The 18,217-nt window shown below is 74.0% G+C and carries 20 protein-coding genes and 3 tRNA genes; 13 read left to right on the plus strand and 10 right to left on the minus strand.

Going from position 1 to position 18,217, the window contains the following annotated elements; genetic code table 11:
- Position 1: 1 nt before the first annotated feature.
- On the minus strand, positions 2 to 1,060 hold the full coding sequence (locus ACZ402_RS01385; protein WP_375822569.1) for a sulfate ABC transporter substrate-binding protein: 1,059 nt from the start codon (positions 1,058 to 1,060) through the stop codon (positions 2 to 4).
- 319 nt (positions 1,061 to 1,379) lie between these two features.
- Between ACZ402_RS01385 and purF the strand changes: the two genes are divergently transcribed.
- Both purF and purM read left to right on the plus strand, forming a co-directional pair.
- Positions 1,380 to 2,927 (plus strand): amidophosphoribosyltransferase, encoded by a 1,548-nt coding sequence (gene purF / locus ACZ402_RS01390; protein ID WP_375822568.1) that lies wholly within the window; start codon positions 1,380 to 1,382, stop codon positions 2,925 to 2,927.
- Between the two features lie 76 nt (positions 2,928 to 3,003).
- Positions 3,004 to 4,137 (plus strand): phosphoribosylformylglycinamidine cyclo-ligase, encoded by a 1,134-nt coding sequence (gene purM, locus ACZ402_RS01395; RefSeq protein ID WP_375822567.1) that lies wholly within the window; start codon positions 3,004 to 3,006, stop codon positions 4,135 to 4,137.
- 237 nt (positions 4,138 to 4,374) lie between these two features.
- On the opposite strand, the gene ACZ402_RS01400 is transcribed toward purM, so the two are convergent.
- Positions 4,375 to 4,584, minus strand: coding sequence for a DUF3073 domain-containing protein (locus ACZ402_RS01400; RefSeq protein WP_047231363.1), 210 nt, complete (start codon positions 4,582 to 4,584; stop codon positions 4,375 to 4,377).
- Between the two features lie 408 nt (positions 4,585 to 4,992).
- On the opposite strand from ACZ402_RS01400, the gene ACZ402_RS01405 reads away from it, so the two are divergent.
- Positions 4,993 to 5,205: a BldC family transcriptional regulator gene (locus ACZ402_RS01405; protein WP_024839011.1), complete on the plus strand. Its 213-nt coding sequence runs from the start codon at positions 4,993 to 4,995 to the stop codon at positions 5,203 to 5,205.
- A gap of 88 nt (positions 5,206 to 5,293) precedes the next feature.
- On the opposite strand, the gene ACZ402_RS01410 is transcribed toward ACZ402_RS01405, so the two are convergent.
- From ACZ402_RS01410 to ACZ402_RS01430, 5 genes are all read right to left on the minus strand, one after another.
- Complete coding sequence (locus tag ACZ402_RS01410) at positions 5,294 to 5,602, minus strand: DUF3618 domain-containing protein (RefSeq protein WP_375822566.1); 309 nt, start codon at positions 5,600 to 5,602, stop codon at positions 5,294 to 5,296.
- Positions 5,599 to 6,021, minus strand: a complete 423-nt coding sequence (locus tag ACZ402_RS01415) for a phage holin family protein (RefSeq protein WP_375822565.1) — start codon at positions 6,019 to 6,021, stop codon at positions 5,599 to 5,601. Before ACZ402_RS01415 ends, ACZ402_RS01410 begins: the two co-directional genes overlap by 4 nt.
- Before the next feature lie 157 nt (positions 6,022 to 6,178).
- Positions 6,179 to 6,251 (minus strand) — tRNA-Phe (locus ACZ402_RS01420).
- A 50-nt stretch (positions 6,252 to 6,301) separates the two neighbouring features.
- Positions 6,302 to 6,375: transfer RNA gene (locus ACZ402_RS01425), tRNA-Asp, on the minus strand.
- A gap of 163 nt (positions 6,376 to 6,538) precedes the next feature.
- Positions 6,539 to 6,611: transfer RNA gene (locus tag ACZ402_RS01430), tRNA-Glu, on the minus strand.
- A 138-nt stretch (positions 6,612 to 6,749) separates the two neighbouring features.
- Between ACZ402_RS01430 and ACZ402_RS01435 the strand changes: the two genes are divergently transcribed.
- From ACZ402_RS01435 to ACZ402_RS01475, 9 genes are all read left to right on the plus strand, one after another.
- Positions 6,750 to 7,094 carry a metallopeptidase family protein gene (locus ACZ402_RS01435; protein ID WP_375822767.1) on the plus strand — a complete coding sequence of 115 codons (345 nt, stop codon included), beginning with the start codon at positions 6,750 to 6,752 and terminating at the stop codon, positions 7,092 to 7,094.
- A gap of 40 nt (positions 7,095 to 7,134) precedes the next feature.
- Positions 7,135 to 7,452, plus strand: a complete 318-nt coding sequence (locus ACZ402_RS01440) for an ArsR/SmtB family transcription factor (RefSeq protein ID WP_204539642.1) — start codon at positions 7,135 to 7,137, stop codon at positions 7,450 to 7,452.
- 92 nt (positions 7,453 to 7,544) lie between these two features.
- A complete protein-coding gene (locus tag ACZ402_RS01445) occupies positions 7,545 to 8,468 on the plus strand; it encodes a cation diffusion facilitator family transporter (RefSeq protein WP_375822564.1) in 924 nt (307 codons plus the stop codon).
- A 45-nt stretch (positions 8,469 to 8,513) separates the two neighbouring features.
- Positions 8,514 to 9,533 carry a UDP-glucose 4-epimerase GalE gene (gene galE, locus ACZ402_RS01450; RefSeq protein WP_375822563.1) on the plus strand — a complete coding sequence of 340 codons (1,020 nt, stop codon included), beginning with the start codon at positions 8,514 to 8,516 and terminating at the stop codon, positions 9,531 to 9,533.
- 87 nt (positions 9,534 to 9,620) lie between these two features.
- Positions 9,621 to 10,535, plus strand: a complete 915-nt coding sequence (locus ACZ402_RS01455) for a phytoene/squalene synthase family protein (RefSeq protein ID WP_375822562.1) — start codon at positions 9,621 to 9,623, stop codon at positions 10,533 to 10,535.
- Positions 10,532 to 12,208, plus strand: coding sequence for a phytoene desaturase family protein (crtI, locus tag ACZ402_RS01460; protein ID WP_375822561.1), 1,677 nt, complete (start codon positions 10,532 to 10,534; stop codon positions 12,206 to 12,208). The genes ACZ402_RS01455 and crtI overlap by 4 nt, the downstream gene beginning before the upstream one ends.
- Complete coding sequence (locus ACZ402_RS01465) at positions 12,205 to 12,546, plus strand: lycopene cyclase domain-containing protein (protein WP_375822560.1); 342 nt, start codon at positions 12,205 to 12,207, stop codon at positions 12,544 to 12,546. The genes crtI and ACZ402_RS01465 overlap by 4 nt, the downstream gene beginning before the upstream one ends.
- Positions 12,543 to 12,896, plus strand: a complete 354-nt coding sequence (locus tag ACZ402_RS01470; protein ID WP_375822559.1) for a lycopene cyclase domain-containing protein — start codon at positions 12,543 to 12,545, stop codon at positions 12,894 to 12,896. The genes ACZ402_RS01465 and ACZ402_RS01470 overlap by 4 nt, the downstream gene beginning before the upstream one ends.
- Positions 12,893 to 13,762 carry a prenyltransferase gene (locus ACZ402_RS01475; protein WP_375822558.1) on the plus strand — a complete coding sequence of 290 codons (870 nt, stop codon included), beginning with the start codon at positions 12,893 to 12,895 and terminating at the stop codon, positions 13,760 to 13,762. Before ACZ402_RS01470 ends, ACZ402_RS01475 begins: the two co-directional genes overlap by 4 nt.
- A gap of 68 nt (positions 13,763 to 13,830) precedes the next feature.
- On the opposite strand, the gene ACZ402_RS01480 is transcribed toward ACZ402_RS01475, so the two are convergent.
- The 3 genes from ACZ402_RS01480 to ACZ402_RS01490 form a co-directional block, all read right to left on the minus strand.
- Positions 13,831 to 15,267 (minus strand): M15 family metallopeptidase, encoded by a 1,437-nt coding sequence (locus ACZ402_RS01480; RefSeq protein ID WP_375822557.1) that lies wholly within the window; start codon positions 15,265 to 15,267, stop codon positions 13,831 to 13,833.
- A gap of 357 nt (positions 15,268 to 15,624) precedes the next feature.
- Positions 15,625 to 16,926 carry a threonine/serine exporter family protein gene (locus tag ACZ402_RS01485; protein ID WP_375822556.1) on the minus strand — a complete coding sequence of 434 codons (1,302 nt, stop codon included), beginning with the start codon at positions 16,924 to 16,926 and terminating at the stop codon, positions 15,625 to 15,627.
- Between the two features lie 32 nt (positions 16,927 to 16,958).
- The gene (locus tag ACZ402_RS01490; RefSeq protein WP_375822555.1) at positions 16,959 to 17,375 is read right to left on the minus strand and encodes a pilus assembly protein CpaE; all 417 of its coding nucleotides are present in this window, start codon (positions 17,373 to 17,375) and stop codon (positions 16,959 to 16,961) included.
- A 124-nt stretch (positions 17,376 to 17,499) separates the two neighbouring features.
- On the opposite strand from ACZ402_RS01490, the gene ACZ402_RS01495 reads away from it, so the two are divergent.
- Positions 17,500 to 18,207, plus strand: coding sequence for an antibiotic biosynthesis monooxygenase (locus ACZ402_RS01495; protein ID WP_375822554.1), 708 nt, complete (start codon positions 17,500 to 17,502; stop codon positions 18,205 to 18,207).
- Positions 18,208 to 18,217 lie beyond the last annotated feature (10 nt).

Raw genomic sequence — 18,217 nt, forward strand, 5'->3', positions numbered from 1 at the left:
GTCACTGCTTCCCGGTCTCGGCCTGGATCTTCGTCACGAGGCCCTCGTCACCGAAGAACTTGTCGTTCGTGGCCGACCAGCCGCCGAAGTCGTCGGCGATGGTGAGGAGCGTCGGGACGGCCGGGAACGGGTCGCTCGGGTCGTTCGCGCCCTCGACCTCGAAGTCGACGTCCCCGGTCAGGGGGCGGAAGCCCACGTGCGCGAACGCCTCCTGGCCCTCGGGCGTGAGCACGAAGTCGAGGTAGCTCTGCGCCTTGGGGTCGGCGTCGACCGTCACCGCGGCCGGGTTCTCGATGAGGAGCGTCTGGTCGGGGACGACGTAGTCGAACGTCTCGCCGTTCTGCCGCGCGAGGATCGCCTCGTTCTCGTAGGAGAGGAGGACGTCGCCGGTCCCGGACGTGAAGGCGGTCGTCGCGTCGCGGCCGCTGCCCGGGAGCGCGACGGCGTTGGTGAAGAACTTCCGCAGGTACTCGGTCGCGTCCTCCTCCGAGCCGCCGTTCGCGATGACGCTGCCCCAGCCGGCGAGGATGTTCCAGCGGGCCGAGCCGGACGAGCCGGGGTTGGGGGTGACGATCTCGACGCCGGGCTGGACGATGTCCTCCCAGCCCTGGATGTTCTTCGGGTTGCCCTCGCGCACCACGAGCACGACGACGGACTGGCTGACGATGCCCTGGTGATCGCCCGCGTTCCAGTCCTCGGCGACGAGGCCGGCGTCGACGAGGCGCGTGACGTCGCCCTCGAGCGAGAAGTGCACGTAGTCGGCCGCCAGGCCGTCGGCGACGGCGCGGCTCTGGTCGCCGGAGGCGCCGTACGACGTCTCCCAGGTGACGCCCTGGCCGTCCTCGGTCTCGCCCCACAGCTCCTGTGCGGCGTCGTTGCCCGCCTTCGGGACGGCGAAGCCGACGAGGGAGAGCGTCGTGGGCTCGACGTCGGAGCTCCCGTCGCCGCTCGCGTCGCCGCCGCCCGACCCGTCGACGGCGGTCGGCGCGCAGGCGGTGAGGACCAGGGCGGTGGCTGCCGCGGCAGCCGCGAGGGTGATCGTCGTCCGGAGGCGTCGCATGGTGTCGTCCTTCGTCGGGGTCCCGGGAGACCGGGAGCGGGTGGTCGAGCGGGGGTGGAGCAGGGGGTGGAGCGTGAGGTCGATCAGGTGATCGAGCCGCGGGCCGGGGCAGCCAGCGTGATACTGGACTGCCGCGGTCGAATAAGTCGAGATTCAAGCGTGGCGTTCCCACCCAGCGGAACCCCTGCCCGACAGGTGGGACGACGTAACGCCACCGTGAACGACGGCCCGTGCGTCGCCGCGGGGCGTGCGCCGCCCCGGTCGTCCGCATGACCTCGCGCTTCGGTCCGGACGCGTCCGCTGTGGGACACTGAGGTACGTGGCCCCCCGCGGAGATGGACTTCTCAACCACGACCTCATGCCCGGCGAGAAAGGTCCCCAGGACGCCTGCGGCGTCTTCGGTGTCTGGGCGCCCGGCGAAGAGGTCGCCAAGCTCGCCTACTTCGGGCTGTACGCGCTGCAGCACCGAGGCCAGGAGTCGGCCGGCATCGCCACCAGCAACGGTGAGCAGATCCTGGTCTACAAGGACATGGGACTCGTCTCCCAGGTGTTCGACGAGACGGCCCTCAACGCCCTGACGGGGCACATCGCCGTCGGGCACTGCCGGTACTCGACCACCGGCGGCGTGACGTGGGAGAACGCGCAGCCGACGCTCGGCGCCACCGCGTCCGGGACCGTCGCGCTCGGGCACAACGGCAACCTCACCAACTCGGCCGAGCTCGTGAACCTGGTGGCCGAGCGGTACGGGAACCAGCGCCGCGGCGAGCTCGCGCGCGGCAACACCACGGACACCGCGCTCGTCACCGCGCTCTTCGCGGGCGACGCCGACCACACGCTCGAGGCCACCGCGCTCGAGGTCCTTCCCCGCCTGCGCGGCGCGTTCTCCCTCGTCTTCATGGACGAGCGCACCCTCTACGCCGCGCGCGACCCGCAGGGCGTGCGCCCGCTCGTCCTCGGCCGGCTCGAGCGCGGCTGGGTCGTGGCGAGCGAGACGCCGGCGCTCGACATCGTGGGCGCGTCGTTCGTGCGCGAGGTCGAGCCGGGCGAGCTCATCGCGATCGACGCCGACGGCCTGCGCTCGCAACGCTTCGCGCCCGCCGAGCGCGCCGGCTGCGTCTTCGAGTACGTCTACCTCGCGCGCCCCGACACGTCGATCAACGGCCGTTCCGTGCACGCCGCCCGTGTCGAGATGGGCCGACAGCTCGCGCGCGAGCACTCCGTCGACGCCGACCTCGTCATCCCCGTCCCCGAGTCCGGCACGCCCGCCGCGGTGGGCTACGCCGCCGAGTCGGGCATCCCGTTCGGGCAGGGGCTGACCAAGAACGCCTACGTGGGGCGCACGTTCATCCAGCCGTCGGACACGCTGCGCCAGCTCGGGATCCGGCTCAAGCTCAACCCGCTGCGCGACGTCATCCGGGGCAAGCGCCTCGTCGTCGTGGACGACTCGATCGTGCGCGGCAACACGCAGCGCGCGCTCATCCGCATGCTGCGCGAGGCCGGGGCGGCCGAGGTGCACGTGCGCATCAGCTCCCCGCCCGTGAAGTGGCCGTGCTTCTACGGCATCGACTTCGCGTCGCGCGCCGAGCTCATCGCCAACGGCCTCTCGCCCGACGAGGTGGGGAAGTCGCTCGGCGCGGACAGTCTGGGCTACATCTCGACCGAGGGCATGATCTCGGCGACCGAGCAGCCGTCGTCGCAGCTCTGCACCGCGTGCTTCACCGGGAGATACCCCATCGAGCTGCCGCCGGACGACCAGCTCGGCAAGCACCTCCTCGAGCAGGCCGAGCTCCCGCTCGGCGCGCCCGAGGACGGGCTGCGCAGCCTGTCGGTGACCGCCGGCGGGTCCGGCGCGCTCCAGCACCCGTGAGCTCAGCCCCGCATCCGACCCGAGACCACCAGCACCACCGGCGCGTGCGCCGCGAGACCTCCTTGGAGCCGACACCGTGACTGCCGACTCGCCCCAGACGGGCCTCACCTACGCCGCCGCGGGCGTCGACACCGAGGCCGGTGACAAGGCCGTCGAGCTCATGAAGGACGCCGTGCGGCGCACCCACGGGCCGCAGGTCCTCGGTGGCGTCGGCGGCTTCGCGGGGCTCTACGACTTCTCCGAGGTCGCGACCTACCGCCGCCCCCTGCTCGCGACGTCGACCGACGGCGTCGGCACCAAGGTCGCGATCGCCCAGGCGCTCGACGTCCACGACACGATCGGGTTCGACCTCGTCGGCATGGTCGTGGACGACATCGTCGTGGTGGGCGCCAAGCCCCTGTTCATGACGGACTACATCGCGTGCGGAAAGGTCGTGCCCGAGCGCATCGCGGGCATCGTCCGCGGCATCGCGGCGGCGTGCGAGGTCGCGGGCACCGCGCTCGTGGGCGGCGAGACCGCGGAGCACCCGGGCCTGCTCGGGGCGGACGAGTACGACGTCGCCGGCGCGGCGACGGGCGTCGTCGAGGCCGACGGGCTGCTCGGCCCCGAGCGGGTGCGCGAGGGCGACGTGCTCGTCGCCATGGCCTCGTCGGGCCTGCACTCGAACGGGTACTCGCTCGTGCGCGCCGTGCTCAAGCACGCGGGCTGGGGCCTGGAGCGGCACGTCGACGAGCTCGGGCGCACGGTCGGCGAGGAGCTCCTGGAGCCCACGCGCGTGTACGCGAGCGACTGCCTCGCGCTGGCCGCCGACGACGCCGCGCAGGTCCACGCGTTCACGCACGTCACGGGCGGGGGGCTCGCCGCGAACCTCGCGCGCGTCCTGCCCGCCGGGCTCGTCGGGGTCGTGGACCGCGCGAGCTGGGACGTCCCGCCCGTCTTCCGCCTCGTGCGCGAGCTGGGCGGCGTGCCGCGCGGCGACCTCGAGAACACGCTCAACCTCGGCGTCGGCATGGTCGCGGTGGTTGGCGCGGACGGCGTCGACGCCGCGCTCGCCCGCTGCGCCGCGCTCGGCGTGCCCGCGTGGGTGCTCGGCACGGTCGAGGCCTTCGACCCGGCGGCGGCCTCCGACGTCGCGGACGGCGACCTCGTCGCCGGCACCAAGGGCGTCCAGGCGGGCGCCGTGCGTCTCGTCGGCGACTACCGCGCCTGATTTCTCCGTGGTCCCCGGGCGGGTCCGGCACGTGCCGACCCGCTCGGGGGCGGCTCCCGCTGCCCCGGGACGACGACGTCGGGCGACGAGGACGTCAGAGCGCGCCAGACCGACTACGCGTGGGTACGGATCGCTGACGACGACCGCGCCGTCGCCTGCGGTGGGCAGACGACGGCGCAGTCGTGGTCGAGATGCTTCCGCGCGAGAGGTGGCGGAGAGAAAGGTGGTCGACGACCGTCAGCGGTCGTCGGACCAGTCGTTGTAGCGCTGGTCGTAGCGCTCGAGGTCGTCCGACGACTCGGCGCCGAAGCGCGAGTCCGTCACGACATCCGTGTGGCTGTGACCGGTGAGCTCTTGCTCGAGCGCACTGTAGTTCGTCTCGGGGCTGTAGTACTTCAGCGCGCGAGCGACCTTGGTCTGCTTTGCCTTCTGACGGCCGCGGCCCATGGCTCCGACCCCCTCAACGTAGAAGCGGGGCGGCTACGTGCTCAGACGTGCGGCCCCGGGGTGTAGTTTCGTCTGTTCAGGGTCCAACGGTACATGCTCAGGGCCTATTCCATCCACTCAGAAGACCGTGACGGGCCGCGGACGTGCCTACCGTCACACAGTCTCCACGAGCGGAGGAGCGGGCCCGCGTCGTAGGAGGCGCGGCCGTCTGGCCGAGGACCGCGCCCCGCACGGCTCGTAAGCCGCACGAGCGCCTATCCGGCCGTTCCGACCATAGAGCGCCTAATTCACCCGTCCGTCAAGTCGCCCGAAATCCGCATGCTGCGACAATGGAGGGTACTGGCGTCGTGCTGTCGTCGTGATCCGGGGTATCTGCCGGACCAGCGCGTACCAGGAGGAGGTGTCGTGATGTCCATGCACGGAGAGTCCGAGGTTCTGCTCACGCCCGCCGAGGTCGCCAGCCTGTTCCGCGTCGATCCCAAGACGGTCACCCGGTGGGCGAAGGCGGGCAAGCTCTCGTCGATCCGCACGCTCGGGGGGCACCGCCGCTACCGCGAGTCCGAGGTCCGGGCGCTGCTCGGCGCCGCCAGCGAGCCGGCGGAGGGCACCGACAAGTCCTGAGCCGTCCTCGCGCCGAGCCGCCGGCACGGCCGGCGCGACGGACACGGCACCTGCGGCGGCTCGGCCAGAGGGGTGTGCGGGAGGCGCTCTAGGAGCGCCGCCGCAGGACCGCCGCAGCGATCAGCGCGGCACCCGCGACGACGGCACCCAGCAGCAGCTTGACGTTGCGCGAGCGGTCGGGGTCCTCCTCCGGCAGCCCGCCGCCCGTGAGGAACGCTCCCGTGTCCGAGGCCGCCTGCTTCGCCTGCTGCGCCGCAGCCTTCGCCTGGACGCGCGGGTCCAGGCGCGTCGTGAGCTCGTCGATCGTCCCTGCGAGCTCGGCGCGCGTGCGCGCGATCTCGTCCTCGAGCTGGGACTGGGACAGCGGGGGCACCTCGGCCCCGTCGGTTCCGCTCACGGGCGCAGTCCTTCCTTGATGGTCGCGACGTCTTCCTTGATGCTGTCGACCGCCCCGGTCGGGGTCGGGGGGACGCCGCGCTGGAGCTGCTTGACGCCGACGAACGCGAGCGTACCGGCGACGAGCACCAGCACCAGGCCGACGATCAGTGCGGCGAGCCACAGCGGCATCACGGTCGCGAGCCCCTCCATGGCGGAGTGGAAGAGGAAGCCCAGCCCGTAGAGGACGAGCACCCCGCCCACGACGAGCAGGCCGATGCCGATGCCGGCGTGCTTGGCCTTCGTCGTCAGCTCGGCCTTCGCGAGCGCGATCTCGGACCGGACGAGGCGGGTAGCCTGCTCGGACAGCCGCTCGACGAGCTGCCCGACCGTCGGCTTCTGCTCCTCGGGCGGGATGCGCCCGTCGATCCAGTCGCTCATCTCTCCGCCTTTCCGCAGGTGACCCCACCACTCAACCGGCACCCGGGGCCGTGCGCAACTTCCCGCGGGCCGGTCCGGGCGCGGAGGGGGAGCCGTGCGACGTCGTCGCGGGGATGCAGAAGACCCCCGCCCGGATCCCGGGTGGGGGTCTCTTCGGTGGCTCCGACCGGCGTCGATCCGGTGACCTTTCGATTTTCAGTCGAACGCTCTACCAACTGAGCTACAGAGCCATGGGGGAAGAGCCCGGCCGGCCGATGCCGACCGGGCTCTTCGCCTCACGCGACCCTGACGGGACTTGAACCCGCGACCTCCGCCGTGACAGGGCGGCGCGCTAACCAACTGCGCTACAGGGCCTTGCTGTTCTTCGCGAGACACACCTTAACACCAGGGGACCCGGTGATTTTCACCAGTGAACCTGGTGGTGTGGTGGCCCGCTTTCGAACCGAGAGGATCGTACCGTACCGATGAGCCGATCCGTAAATCCGCTGGTGGTCACCGGTCCCGGTGCGATCTCGCGTACCCCCAACGGGATTCGAACCCGTGCTACCGCCGTGAAAGGGCGGGGTCCTAGGCCGCTAGACGATGGGGGCTCAGGAACGTGCGCCAGTGTACAGCGGCGGGACCGCGACCTCCTGGTCGACCGCTCGGCCGGGTCTGCCCGCGGACGGTGCCGCGGGACGGTGCCGCGGACGATGCCGCCGGCAGGGGAGGATGGTCGCGTGGTGGAGATGACGCGGGCCGAGTTCGAGGACGCCGTGCGCGACGGGCTGGACCTCGTCCCGGCGGACCTGGCGGCGCAGATGGACAACGTGGTGGTGCTCGTCGAGGACGACGCGCCCGCCGACGACCCCGACCTCCTCGGTCTCTACGAGGGGGTGCCGCTCACGGAGCGCGACCACATGTGGGCGGCGGGGGCGCTGCCCGACCGCATCACGATCTTCCGCAACCCCACCCTCGCGATCTGCGAGACGCGCGAGGACGTGGTCGAGGAGGTCGCGGTCACGGTCGTCCACGAGATCGCGCACCACTTCGGCATCGACGACGACCGTCTGCACGAGCTCGGCTGGGACTGAGGTCGCGCGGCGTGCGGACGCCGATCGCTACCATCGGGTGGTGACGACGAGCGCCGCGAGCGACCCCCGGCACGACGGCGCGCACGACCACGAGGCGGTCGCGCGACTGCTCCATGCGCTCGCGGACCCGAGCCGGCTGGCCATCGTCCACCTGCTCACCGGCGCGGAGCGGCGTGTCGTCGACCTCACGCGCGAGCTGGGGCTCGCGCAGTCCACGGTCTCCGCGCACCTGACCACCCTGCGCGACGTCGGGGTCGTGGCGGTCCGCCGCGAGGGGCGCTCGTCCTGGTACCGGCTCGTGCGGCCCGAGGTGGCGCACCTGCTCGCCGACGCGGAGCACGTCGCGCTCGCTCCCTGACCCCGCGCGGTGACGCGCCTCACGGCGCAGCAGGCCTGGTATTCATCGCCGAATACCGATATCATCGGTATTCGGCGATGAATGGAGGGTTCATGGGAGCCGGACACGACCACGGCGCGGGGGGTGCCACGCCAGACCACCGCGCGCGGCTCGCGGTCGCCTTCGGGATCACCGCGACGATCCTCGTCGCGCAGGCCGTCGGCGCGGTCCTCACGGGGAGCCTCGCGCTCCTCACGGACACGGCGCACATGCTCACCGACGCGACGGGGCTGGCCGTGGCGCTCGTCGCGGCGTCGCTCGTGCTGCGGCCCGCGACCAAGCGCCGCACGTGGGGCTTCCGCCGCGTCGAGGTGCTCGCGGCCCTCGCGCAGGCGGCGCTCCTCCTCGCGGTCGGCGCGTACGCCGTCGTCGAGGGCGTCCGGCGGCTGTTCTCGCCGCCGGAGGTGCCCTCGTCCGAGCTGCTGGTCTTCGGGATCGTCGGCCTCGTCGGCAACGTCGTCGCGATCGCCGTCCTCGCGTCCGGGCGCCGCGCGAACCTCAACCTGCGCGCGGCGTTCCTGGAGGTCGTCAACGACGCCCTGGGGTCGGTCGGGGTGATCGTGGCCGCCGTCGTCATCGCGACGACCGGCTACCAGCAGGCCGACGCGATCGCCGGCCTGTTCATCGCGCTCCTCATCGTCCCGCGCGCCTTCCGCCTCCTGCGCGAGGCGACCGCCGTCCTCATGGAGTTCACCCCGGAGGGGCTGGACCTCGACGACGTCCGGGCGCACATCCTCTCGCTCGACCACGTCGAGGACGTGCACGACCTCCACGCGTCGACCGTCGCGACGGGTCTGCCGACCATCTCCGCGCACGTCGTCGTCGACGCCGCGTGCTTCCGCGACGGGCACGCGCTCGAGATCACGGAGCGCGTCCGTGCGTGCGTCGCGCACCACTTCCCGGTCTCCGTCGAGCACTCGACCTTCCAGCTCGAGACGGCGGCCCTGCGCGACCGCGAGGCCCACGACCACGCGTAGGAGCGCGCGGCGGGGGAGCGGGGCGGCCCCACTAGGGTGGGTGCCATGACGATCCTCGTGACCGGCGGAGCCGGGTACATCGGCGCGCACGTGGTGCGCCTCCTGCAGGAGCGCGGCGAGAAGGTGGTCGTGGTCGACGACCTCAGCACCGGTCGCGCGGACCGCGTCGGCGACGCGACGCTCGTCGAGGTCGACGTCGCGTCCCCGGAGGCCGTGGACGTGCTGACGCGTGCCCTCACCGAGCACGACGTCCGCGCGGTGGTCCACTTCGCGGCGCGCAAGCAGGTCGGCGAGTCGGTCGAGAAGCCGGCCTGGTACTACCAGCAGAACGTCGGCGGGTTCACGAACCTCGTCACGGCGATGCAGGCGGCCGGCGTCGACCGCCTCGTGTTCTCGTCCTCCGCGGCGACCTACGGGATGCCGTCGGTCTCGCTCGTCGAGGAGAAGCTGCACGCCGAGCCGATCAACCCCTACGGCGAGACCAAGCTCGTCGGCGAGTGGCTGGGCCGCGCGGCCGGTCGCGCGTGGGGCCTGCGGTTCGTCGCGCTGCGCTACTTCAACGTGGCCGGCGCGGGCTGGCCGGACCTCGGCGACCCCGCTGTGCTGAACCTCGTGCCCATGGTGCTCGACCGTCTGGAGCGCGGCGAGCAGCCCAAGATCTTCGGCGACGACTACCCGACGCCGGACGGCACGTGCATCCGTGACTACATCCACGTCCTGGACCTCGCGCACGCGCACCTCGCGGCGCTCGGGTACCTCGACGTCGAGGAGCGCCCCTTCGACGTGTTCAACGTCGGGACGGGGCAGGGGTCGTCGGTGCGCGAGGTGATCGACGAGATCGGGCGCGTGAGCGGGCTCGACGTCACGCCGGAGGTCCTGCCGCGGCGCGCGGGCGACCCGCCGCAGCTCGTCGGCGACCCGCGCAGGATCAACGAGCTCTTCGGCTGGACGGCGACGAACGGGCTGCCCGAGATCATCTCGTCGGCGTGGGAGGCCTGGCAGGCGGGCCCGCGGCGGATCGAGGTCGCGGCGGCCGGCGGGGCGGAGGGCGCCCCCGAGGTGTGAGTCCGCCCATCTCGTGCGACCCTGGATTCCTCAGCATGCTGAGGAATGACCGGGGAGGTGCCCCGGCGACGGGAGACGGGACCACCTGTGCGCGACGAGAGCGACCCGGCACGGCTGTACGACCTGACCGCCGCGCGCACGAGCCGGGTCGTGCTCGCGTCCTACTCGACCTCGTTCGGGCTGGGCGCGCGCCTGCTCGACGCGCCGACGCGTGACGGGATCGACGCCATCTACGGCCTCGTGCGCATCGCCGACGAGGTCGTGGACACGCGCCGCGGCGACGGCGCGGCGGACCTCCTCGACGAGCTGGAGGCCGAGGTGACGCGCGCGCTCGACCGCGGGTGGTCGACCAACCTCGTCGTGCACTCCTTCGCGCTGACCGCCCGCCGGTGCGGCGTCGGCCACGACGAGGTCGACCCCTTCTTCGCGTCGATGCGCACGGACCTCACGGTGCGCGTGCACGACCGCGAGAGCTACGAGCGGTACGTGTACGGCTCGGCGGAGGTCGTCGGCCTCATGTGCCTCGCGGTCTTCCTCAACGCGCGCCGTCGCCCCGGGGAGCCCCTGCGGGTCGCCGACCCGGTCCTCGTCCGCGGGGCGCGCGCGCTCGGCGCCGCGTTCCAGAAGATCAACTTCCTCCGCGACCTGCGCACCGACCACGACGAGCTCGGACGTGCCTACCTGCCCGGCGTCGTCCCGGGCCGCCTGCGCCGTCGCGACGTCGAGGCCTTCTGCCGGGAGGTCGAGGAGGACCTCGCGGCGGCGCGCGCGGCGCTGCCGGGCCTCCCGGTGCGCCCCCGCGTCGCGGTCGCCGCGACGGTCGCCGTGTACGAGCGGCTGCTCGCCCGGCTCGCGGCGACGCCGCCCGAGGACATCCTGCGGGCCCGCGTGCGCGTCCCCGACCCCGTGAAGGTCGCGCTCGCCGCCCGCGCCGCGGGTGGTCAGCTCCTCGGGCAGATGGCGTCGGGCCGACCCGCGCGTCCGCGGAAGGTGCTCGCGTGAGGGCACCGCGCGTCGTCGTCGTCGGGGGCGGGATCTCGGGGCTCGCCACCGCGGCGCTCCTGGCGCGCGGGGGCGCGGCCGTCACGCTGCTGGAGCGTCACGCGGACCTGGGCGGCCGGGCGGGCACGCTCGAGCTGGACGGGTTCCGCTTCGACACCGGGCCGTCCTGGTACTTCATGCCGGAGGTGGTCGAGCACTTCTTCGCGCTCCTGGGCGCGCGCGTCGACGACCACCTCGACCTCGTGCCGCTCGACCCGGCCTACCGCGTGTTCTTCGAGCCCGACGGCCCGGGGGGTGCGGCGTCCACGTTCGAGCTCTCCGCGAGCCCGGGCGTGAACCGCGCCCGGTTCGACGCGATCGAGCCCGGTGCCGGGAACCGCATGGCGGCGTACGCGGCCGACGCGAGCGAGGCGTACGGCCTCGCGCTCGACCACTTCCTCTACACCACGTTCGAGCGGCCCGACCGCGCGCTCGCCCCGGAGGTGCTGCGTCGTCTCCCGCGCCTCGCCGCGCTGCTGCGCGAGCCGCTCGCCGACCGGGCCGCGCGCGCCGTGGAGGACCCTCGGCTGCGCCAGCTCCTGGGCTACCACGCCGTCTTCCTGGGGTCCTCGCCCTACCGCGCGCCCGCGCTGTACTCCCTCATGAGCCACCTCGACCTCGTCGACGGCGTGCGGTACCCGCGCGGCGGGATGCACACGCTGATCGAGGCCGTGGTGCGGCTCGCGCGCGCGGAGGGCGTCGAGCTCCGGACCGGTGCGGACGTCGCCGGGATCGAGGTGGTCCCCGGTGCCCGACGCCGCGGGCGCGTCACGGGCGTCCGCCTCGCCTCGGGCGAGCTCGTCGAGGCGGACCTCGTCGTGTCGGCCGCCGACCGGCACCACACGGAGACCGCGCTCCTCGAGCCGCGGTGGGCAGACCTGCCCGCCGCGTCGTGGGAGGGCAAGGGACCGGGGATCTCGGCGCTGCTCGTGCTCGCCGGGGTACGGGGCGAGCTGCCCGAGCTCGCGCACCACTCCCTCTTCTTCACGCGCGACTGGCCCGCGAACTTCGACGCCGTGCTCGGCACCGACCGGCGCAGCGACCCCGCGGGGCTGCGCGTCCCCGACCCCGCGTCCCTCTACGTGTCGCGCACCTCCGCGACCGACGGGCCGTCGTCGGGCGCGCCCGCGGCGCCACCGGGGCACGAGAACCTCTTCCTCCTCGTCCCGTTCCCCGCCGACCCGACGCTCGGCGCGGACGCCGCGTCGCGTCGCACGCTCGACGCGCTCGCGGACCGCTACCTCGCCCAGGTGGGCCGGTGGGCGGGCGTCGCGGACCTCCCAGGCCGGGTCGTCACGCGGCGCGTGCTCGGGCCCGCCCACTTCGCGGCCGAGCTCTCGTCCTGGCGCGGCGGCGCCCTCGGCATGGAGCACACGCTCCGACAGTCCGCCCTGTGGCGGCCCGGTACCGCGTCCCGCCGTGTCGACGGGCTCTACCACGCCGGAGGTGGCACGATCCCGGGCGTGGGACTGCCGATGTGCCTCATCAGCGCCGAGCTCGTCGCGAAGCGCCTGCTCGGCGAGACGTCGGCGCGCCCGCTGCCGACGCCGCTGCGCCCTGGCTACCTCGCGGCGAGCCGACGGCCCGAGCGGGTCCGGCCGTCAGGTGCGCGACCGGTCGAGGTCCGCCGGTGACGGGTCTGGTCTACCTCGGGGCGCTCGCGGTCTCGCTCGGTGGCCTCGCCGTGCTCGACCGGCGCTTCCGCCTCGCGTTCTGGGCGGACCCGCGCCGCGCCGCGCTCACGGTGGGGCTCGGCGTCGTGGGGTTCCTCCTCTGGGACGCCGCGGGGCTCGTGCTCGGCATCTTCGCGCGCGGGGAGAGCCCGTGGATGACCGGGCTCCTGCTCGCGCCCGACCTCCCCGTCGAGGAGGCGGTCTTCCTGACGCTGCTGTGCTACACCGCGCTGCTGGTCTGGCGCGGCGCCGAGCGCGTGCTCGCCGCGCGACGGAGCCGGGCGGAGGGCGACGCGTGACGAACCTCGTGCTCAACGTCATCGTCCTGACGGCGCTCATCGTCGTGTCGTGGCGCGTGCTGCGGCGCCTGCGGCCCCGCCCGCTCGTGGTGACGGCCGTCGTGCTGTGCGTGCTCACGCTCGTGTTCGACACGCTCATGATCGCGGCCGACCTCTACGTCTACGACCCGGGCAAGATCCTCGGCGTCTACCTCTGGGGCGCACCGCTCGAGGACTTCGCCTACGCGCTCGCCGCCGCGCTGGCCATGCCGGTGCTGTGGACGGCGCTCGGGACGCGCGGGCGCGCGACCGGCGACCGCGCCGTGGGCGGTCGGGCCGCCGACGGGCGACCGGACGAGGGCGCCCGGTGAAGGACGTGCTCGCCGCGTCGCGGCCCTTCTCGTGGATCAACACCGCCTACCCGTTCACCGCGGGCTACCTCGTCGCGACGGAGGGCCGGGTCGACCTCGCGCTCGTCGTCGGGACCCTGTACTTCCTGGTGCCCTACAACCTGCTCATGTACGGCGTGAACGACGTCTTCGACTACGCGAGCGACCTGCGCAACCCGCGCAAGGGCGGGATCGAGGGCGCGCTCGCCGACCCGGCGACCGCGCGTGCCACGCACCGCCGCATCCTGCGCGCGTGCGTCGCGACGAACGTCCCGTTCCTCGTCGCCCTGCTGCTCCTCGGCGACCCGCTCGCCGGGCTGGTCCTCGCGCTCGTCGTGCTCGGCGTGGTGGCGTACTCCGCGCCGGGCCTGCGGTTCAAGGAGCGCCCGTTCCTCGACTCGTTCACGTCGGCGATGCACTTCGCCGGGCCGCTGCTGTACGCGCTCGTCCTCGTGGGCGCGGACCTGTCGGCGCGCTCGGTGTGGCCCGTGCTCGTGGGCTTCGTCCTGTGGGGGATGGCGTCGCACGCGTTCGGCGCCGTGCAGGACGTCCGGGCGGACCGGGAGGGCGGCATCGCGTCCGTCGCGACGGCGGTCGGGGCGCACGCGACCGTGCTCGGCGCGGCCGTGGCGTACGTCGCCGCGGCCGCCGTCCTCGCGGTCGTGCCGTGGCCCGGCGTCCTCGCCGCGCTCCTGCCGCTCCCGTACGCCGCCAACGTGCTGCGGTTCCGCGACGTGCGCGACGACGACTGCGAGCGCGCGAACGCCGGGTGGCGCACGTTCCTGTGGCTCAACCTCGTCACGGGCTTCCTCGTGACGATGCTGCTCGTCGCGACCGCGCTCGCCTGACGGGACGACGACGGCCCCGGTCCGCGAGGTCGTCGCGGCGCCGGGGCCGTGGTCGGGGGAGCGGAACCTCAGGAGAGGTCGCCGTACTCCCAGTGCCAGGGCTCGTTCTTCGAGCCGCCGGCGCGGGCCCACTCGGGGTTGTCCCAGCCGTAGGCCGGCGCGTTGGCGCGCATCCACTCGTACTGCGCGGTGCCGTACCCCTGGATGCCGCCGCCGAGGTCGAGCGCGAGCGCCCAGCCGTGGTTCGACATGCCGGGGGGCGCGGCGAAGTAGCCGCGCGACGCCTTGACCGCGACCTGCGACGCGTAGGAGCGGTAGGAGTCCGTCACCGAGAGGTTCACGCCGAACGTCTCGACGAACTTCTGGTTGAGCGCCTCGATCTGGTGGGCGGCGTCGCAGCGGAGCTGCTCGCCCGGCGCGAACGACAGGTCGCACAGGGCGCTCGCGGGGATCTGCCCGTTGCCGAAGCCCGCGGTGGAGGCGGCCCACTGGTCGAGCTGGGCAGCGATCTCCTCGGCCGACGGCGGACCGGGCACCACCTGGACGGTCACGCCCGAGCCGGCCGCGTCGAGCAGCGTGGAGAGCTCGGCCGTCAGCGCGGCGATCTCCTCGGTGGAGCCCGCGGGCACGGGCGCCTCGGCGGCGTCGGCCGTGGCGTCCGGCGCCGTCCCGGTCGTGAGGTCGGGCGACGCGGTCGCCGACTCGGCGGCCGCCGCGTCCTCCTCGGGGGACTCGGTCGAGGCGTCGGCGCTCGCGGCGGCGTCGGCCGCCTCGCCGGACGTCTCTCCTGACTGCTCGGCCAGGTCGGGCACGGTCGGATCGAGCGTCGGGAAGGCCGTGAGGTCGTCGAGGGACGTGCGCGCCGAGGACCGGCTCGCACGGTCCGAGCCGCGCTCGACGAGGCCGGGCACGCTCGCGTCGAGGGTGTCGGCCGCGGTCAGCAGCACATCGCCCTCGGTGTCGTCCGCGGCGTCGTCCTCGGCGGCGCTGCCGGCCCCCGTGTCGCCCGCGGCGGCGGCGAGGCCGGAGCCGACCAGCGCGGGCAGGCCGGCGAACGCGGCCGCGCCGCCGGTCGAGGACGCGGTGACGGCCGTGCTGAGCCGGGCGCGCGCGTCCTCGATCTGGGCGATCTGCTCGGGGGTGAGCCCGGCGGCGCCCTCCCCGGTGAGGAACTGGGCACGCACGAGGGCGTCGCTCGCGGCGTCGACGGTGGCGGGGTCGGCCGCGGCCGCCCCCAGGGCCGTGGCTGCCGTGCCGGCAGCGGTGGTGACGGACGGCGTCGTGGCCTGCGCGGCGGACGCGGACGCGGTCGACGACGACGCGGGACCGTCGGCGAAGGCGGCCGCGGCGGTGCTCGCGGTGAGCGCGACGGCCGCCACGGCGGCACCGGTCCCGAGGGTGCGGCGACGGCCGGGCACGACCCGGGCGGCGCCGTGCGCGCCGCGGCGCGCGGCGGAGGCGAGGGCTGCGGGGAGCGAGGCCCGGCTCGCGGTGTGGCGGCCCATCTAGCGCGCCTCGCCGGGAGCGGCGGGGCGCGCGCCGGTGGTGCTGGTCGTGTGCGGTGCGGTCTTGTGGTGCTGTGCAGTGGTCAAGCGAACGATCCGATCATCGGGCCGTGGTCGCGGGCGGTCGAACGCGGAAGCGCTCCCATCCCTGGTGCACCTGCGCAGGACGGAGCGCTGGGTGACCACGACGGCGTGCGGTCGGGGCGGGGCGCGTGCGCCCTCTCACCACGACGCCGGCTGGTCTGGTCGCAGGGTGGACCACGGAGACCGGTCGGCTGTTCCATCTTCAACTAGACGTGCGTCCAGCGGGACCCTCTGACGGGGGGAAGCCTCGGGAATGGGGTGCCGACCGTGTGGTCAGGATGTGAAGAGGGTACGTGTCACCCGTCCCGCGTCCCGTGTGACCGCCGACCCGACCAGGGTGCCGAGCGCGATCCCGAACACGGCGACGACCGCGTTCGCGATCTCCTGGGCCGCCTCCGGTCCGCCGTTCACCAGGTCGGAGAGGCCCAGCAGGCTGAGCGCCCCGGGCACGAGGAGCCAGAACGCCGGGAGGGTCGTGACGGCGGCGGGCGGCCCGTGCGGCGTCCGCTCCACGAGCGCGGCGAGCGGAGCGATGACGAGGGCGCCCACGAACCCCGCGAGCGGTGCCGCGGCGAGCGCCCCGGCGAGCTGCGCCGCGTACGCGCCGAGCAGGACGAGCAGGACCCAGGGCAGCGAGCCGCGCGGCGACGAGGCGAAGTACATCTGCCCGAGCCCGACGGCGAGGATCCCCACCCACGGCGCCCACCACCCGAGCTGGTCCGCGGCGGGGGCGGCGACGAGCGGACCCGCGACCGCCGCGCCCGCGACGACCCCGAACACGAGGAGCAGGAGCTGCGCGACCCCGTACACGAGCCGGCTCGCGCCGGCGACGATCTGGTTGCTCGTCAGCTCGATCGCGGCCACCGTGAGCACCGAGCCGGGCAGGAACGAGACGAGGGGCGGCACGAGGACGCTCAGCGGGTCGTCGCCGAGCCAGGGGTGGACGACGTCGACCGCCAGGAGCGTCACGACGAACGCCGCGACGACGGGCAGGGCGGTGGCGAGCGTCGGCCACCGGGTCCCGAGCCAGCGCAGTGCGCCGACGAGGATCCCGAGCGCGAGGTAGACCGGCAGGAGCCGGGCGGTCGGGTTGAGCACGAGGCCGAACCCGATCGTGAGCAGCCCGTGGCCGACGATCGTGAGGACCGCGCCGAACCGCGGCGGGCGCTCGACGATCGCGCGCAGCTCGGCGCGGGCCTCGGCGAGCGGGACGTCGGTCGTGCGCAGGCGGTGCACGAGGGTCGTGAGCGCCCCGATCTGGTCGAGGTTGAGTCCGCTCGCGGCGGCGGCCGCGAAGTCGGCGACCGTGCCGCCCGCGGTGCTGACCCGGACGAAGACGCCGGTCGGGAGGACGAGCGTGCCGACGGTCGACGCGCCCGAGCGCCGCGCGACGGCCTCCAGGTCGTCCCCGACGTCCGTCACGGAGCGCCCGGAGTCGAGCAGAGCGGTCCCGAGCTCGCGCAGAAGAGGGACGAGGTCGGGCGACACCTCGGGCGGCTCGGGATCGACCGCAGGGGGCAGCTCGTCGCCCAGCGCGCGCAGCACGCGCCGCACGACGGACGGAGCGCGTCGCACGTCCTCGAGCCAGCTCGTCGTCCGCCGGCGGGTCAGGGCAGGTCCTCGGTGCTCGCGGCGACGAGCGCGAGCAGGGCGCGCGCGTAGGCGTCTGCCGCGTCCGTCCCGGCGAACGTCGCGAGGTCGTCGAGCACCTCGGTGCGCACGACGTACCCGGCCGCCGACCGTTCCAGCGCGCGGAAGGTGCCCCCGAGCAGCTCGCGGAGCTGCTCCTCGAGCGGGTGCCAGAGCGCGTCCTCGAGCGCGACCGAGTCGAGCGCCCACTCGGTGGTCCCGTTGAAGCCGAGCACGACGCCGGTGTCGAACTCGTGCGGCTCGATCGTCATGTCGCTCACGGTGAAGACGTCGCCGTCGCCGCCCGTGGCGAGGAGGCGGAAGCGGTCGCCCGACGCCGGGGACCACCGCACGCCCGCGTCGCGCAGCGCGAGCGCGAGCTCCCACGAGATCATGCCTGCCACGGTAGGCCCGGCCCGCGCGGCCCGCGCGTCGGCCGTCGTCCCGACCCGCGGGACGATCCGTCCCGCGCCCGCGCAGGTTCACGACCCGGAAACACCTGCCACGTTCACTCGTCCCATGACCTACGACGTCCCCGAGGGCGAGCGGCGGACCGGCGGCGACCCCGCCCGTGCCCTGCCTCCGACCCCGCGTGCCCGTGCCGACCACCGTCCGCTCGTCACCCCCGCCGCTGGGCCGGTGACCGTCGCGATCGAGCGGAGGGTCCTGCCCGAGAACGTCCCCGCGGTCACGCGCTGGGTGCAGACCGGTGTCAACCTCGCCAACCGCTACCCCGGGTTCCTCGGCTCCGGCTGGGTGCGTGCTGCCGCCGGGTCGCACGACTGGCACATGCTCTACCGCTTCGCCGATGCCACCACGCTCGACGCGTGGGAGACGTCGCCGGACCGGGTGCGCTGGCTCGCGCAGGGGAGGGACCTCGTCGAGGAGACACGGGTCCAGCGCCGCACGGGCATCGAGGGCTGGTTCGACGCCCCGACGTCGACCGCGCCACCGGCGAGCGCGGCGGCGCCGCCGCGCTGGAAGCAGTCGGTGAGCATCTGGCTCGGGTTCTTCCCGGTCAACCTCGCGTTCACGCTGCTCGTCGGGAGCCTGGTCCCGGCCTGGGACGCGGTGCCGGTCGTCCCACGCGTGCTCGCCACCACGCTCGTCCTCACGCCCGTCATGACCTACCTCGTGCTGCCGCGCGTGACGCGGCTGCTCGCCCCGTGGCTCGCCCGCCCACCACGGGGCGGGGAGCGTCGCTCCCGTCCCGCGGCCCGGAGGTGACCACCCGGAG

This window comes from Cellulosimicrobium sp. NPDC030954 (genome assembly GCF_055571305.1).

Bases quoted from the DNA above. Each gene is read 5' to 3' on its own strand.
- ACZ402_RS01435 (WP_375822767.1), top strand. From the start codon at position 6,750: ATGACGCGGGCCGAGTTCGAGGACGCCGTGCGCGACGGGCTGGACCTC.
- ACZ402_RS01385 (WP_375822569.1), bottom strand. From the start codon at position 1,060: ATGCGACGCCTCCGGACGACGATCACCCTCGCGGCTGCCGCGGCAGCC.
- ACZ402_RS01480 (WP_375822557.1), bottom strand. From the start codon at position 15,267: ATGGGCCGCCACACCGCGAGCCGGGCCTCGCTCCCCGCAGCCCTCGCC.
- galE (WP_375822563.1), top strand. From the start codon at position 8,514: ATGACGATCCTCGTGACCGGCGGAGCCGGGTACATCGGCGCGCACGTG.
- ACZ402_RS01490 (WP_375822555.1), bottom strand. From the start codon at position 17,375: ATGATCTCGTGGGAGCTCGCGCTCGCGCTGCGCGACGCGGGCGTGCGG.
- ACZ402_RS01405 (WP_024839011.1), top strand. From the start codon at position 4,993: ATGTCCATGCACGGAGAGTCCGAGGTTCTGCTCACGCCCGCCGAGGTC.
- ACZ402_RS01415 (WP_375822565.1), bottom strand. From the start codon at position 6,021: ATGAGCGACTGGATCGACGGGCGCATCCCGCCCGAGGAGCAGAAGCCG.
- ACZ402_RS01445 (WP_375822564.1), top strand. From the start codon at position 7,545: ATGGGAGCCGGACACGACCACGGCGCGGGGGGTGCCACGCCAGACCAC.
- ACZ402_RS01495 (WP_375822554.1), top strand. From the start codon at position 17,500: ATGACCTACGACGTCCCCGAGGGCGAGCGGCGGACCGGCGGCGACCCC.
- ACZ402_RS01400 (WP_047231363.1), bottom strand. From the start codon at position 4,584: ATGGGCCGCGGCCGTCAGAAGGCAAAGCAGACCAAGGTCGCTCGCGCG.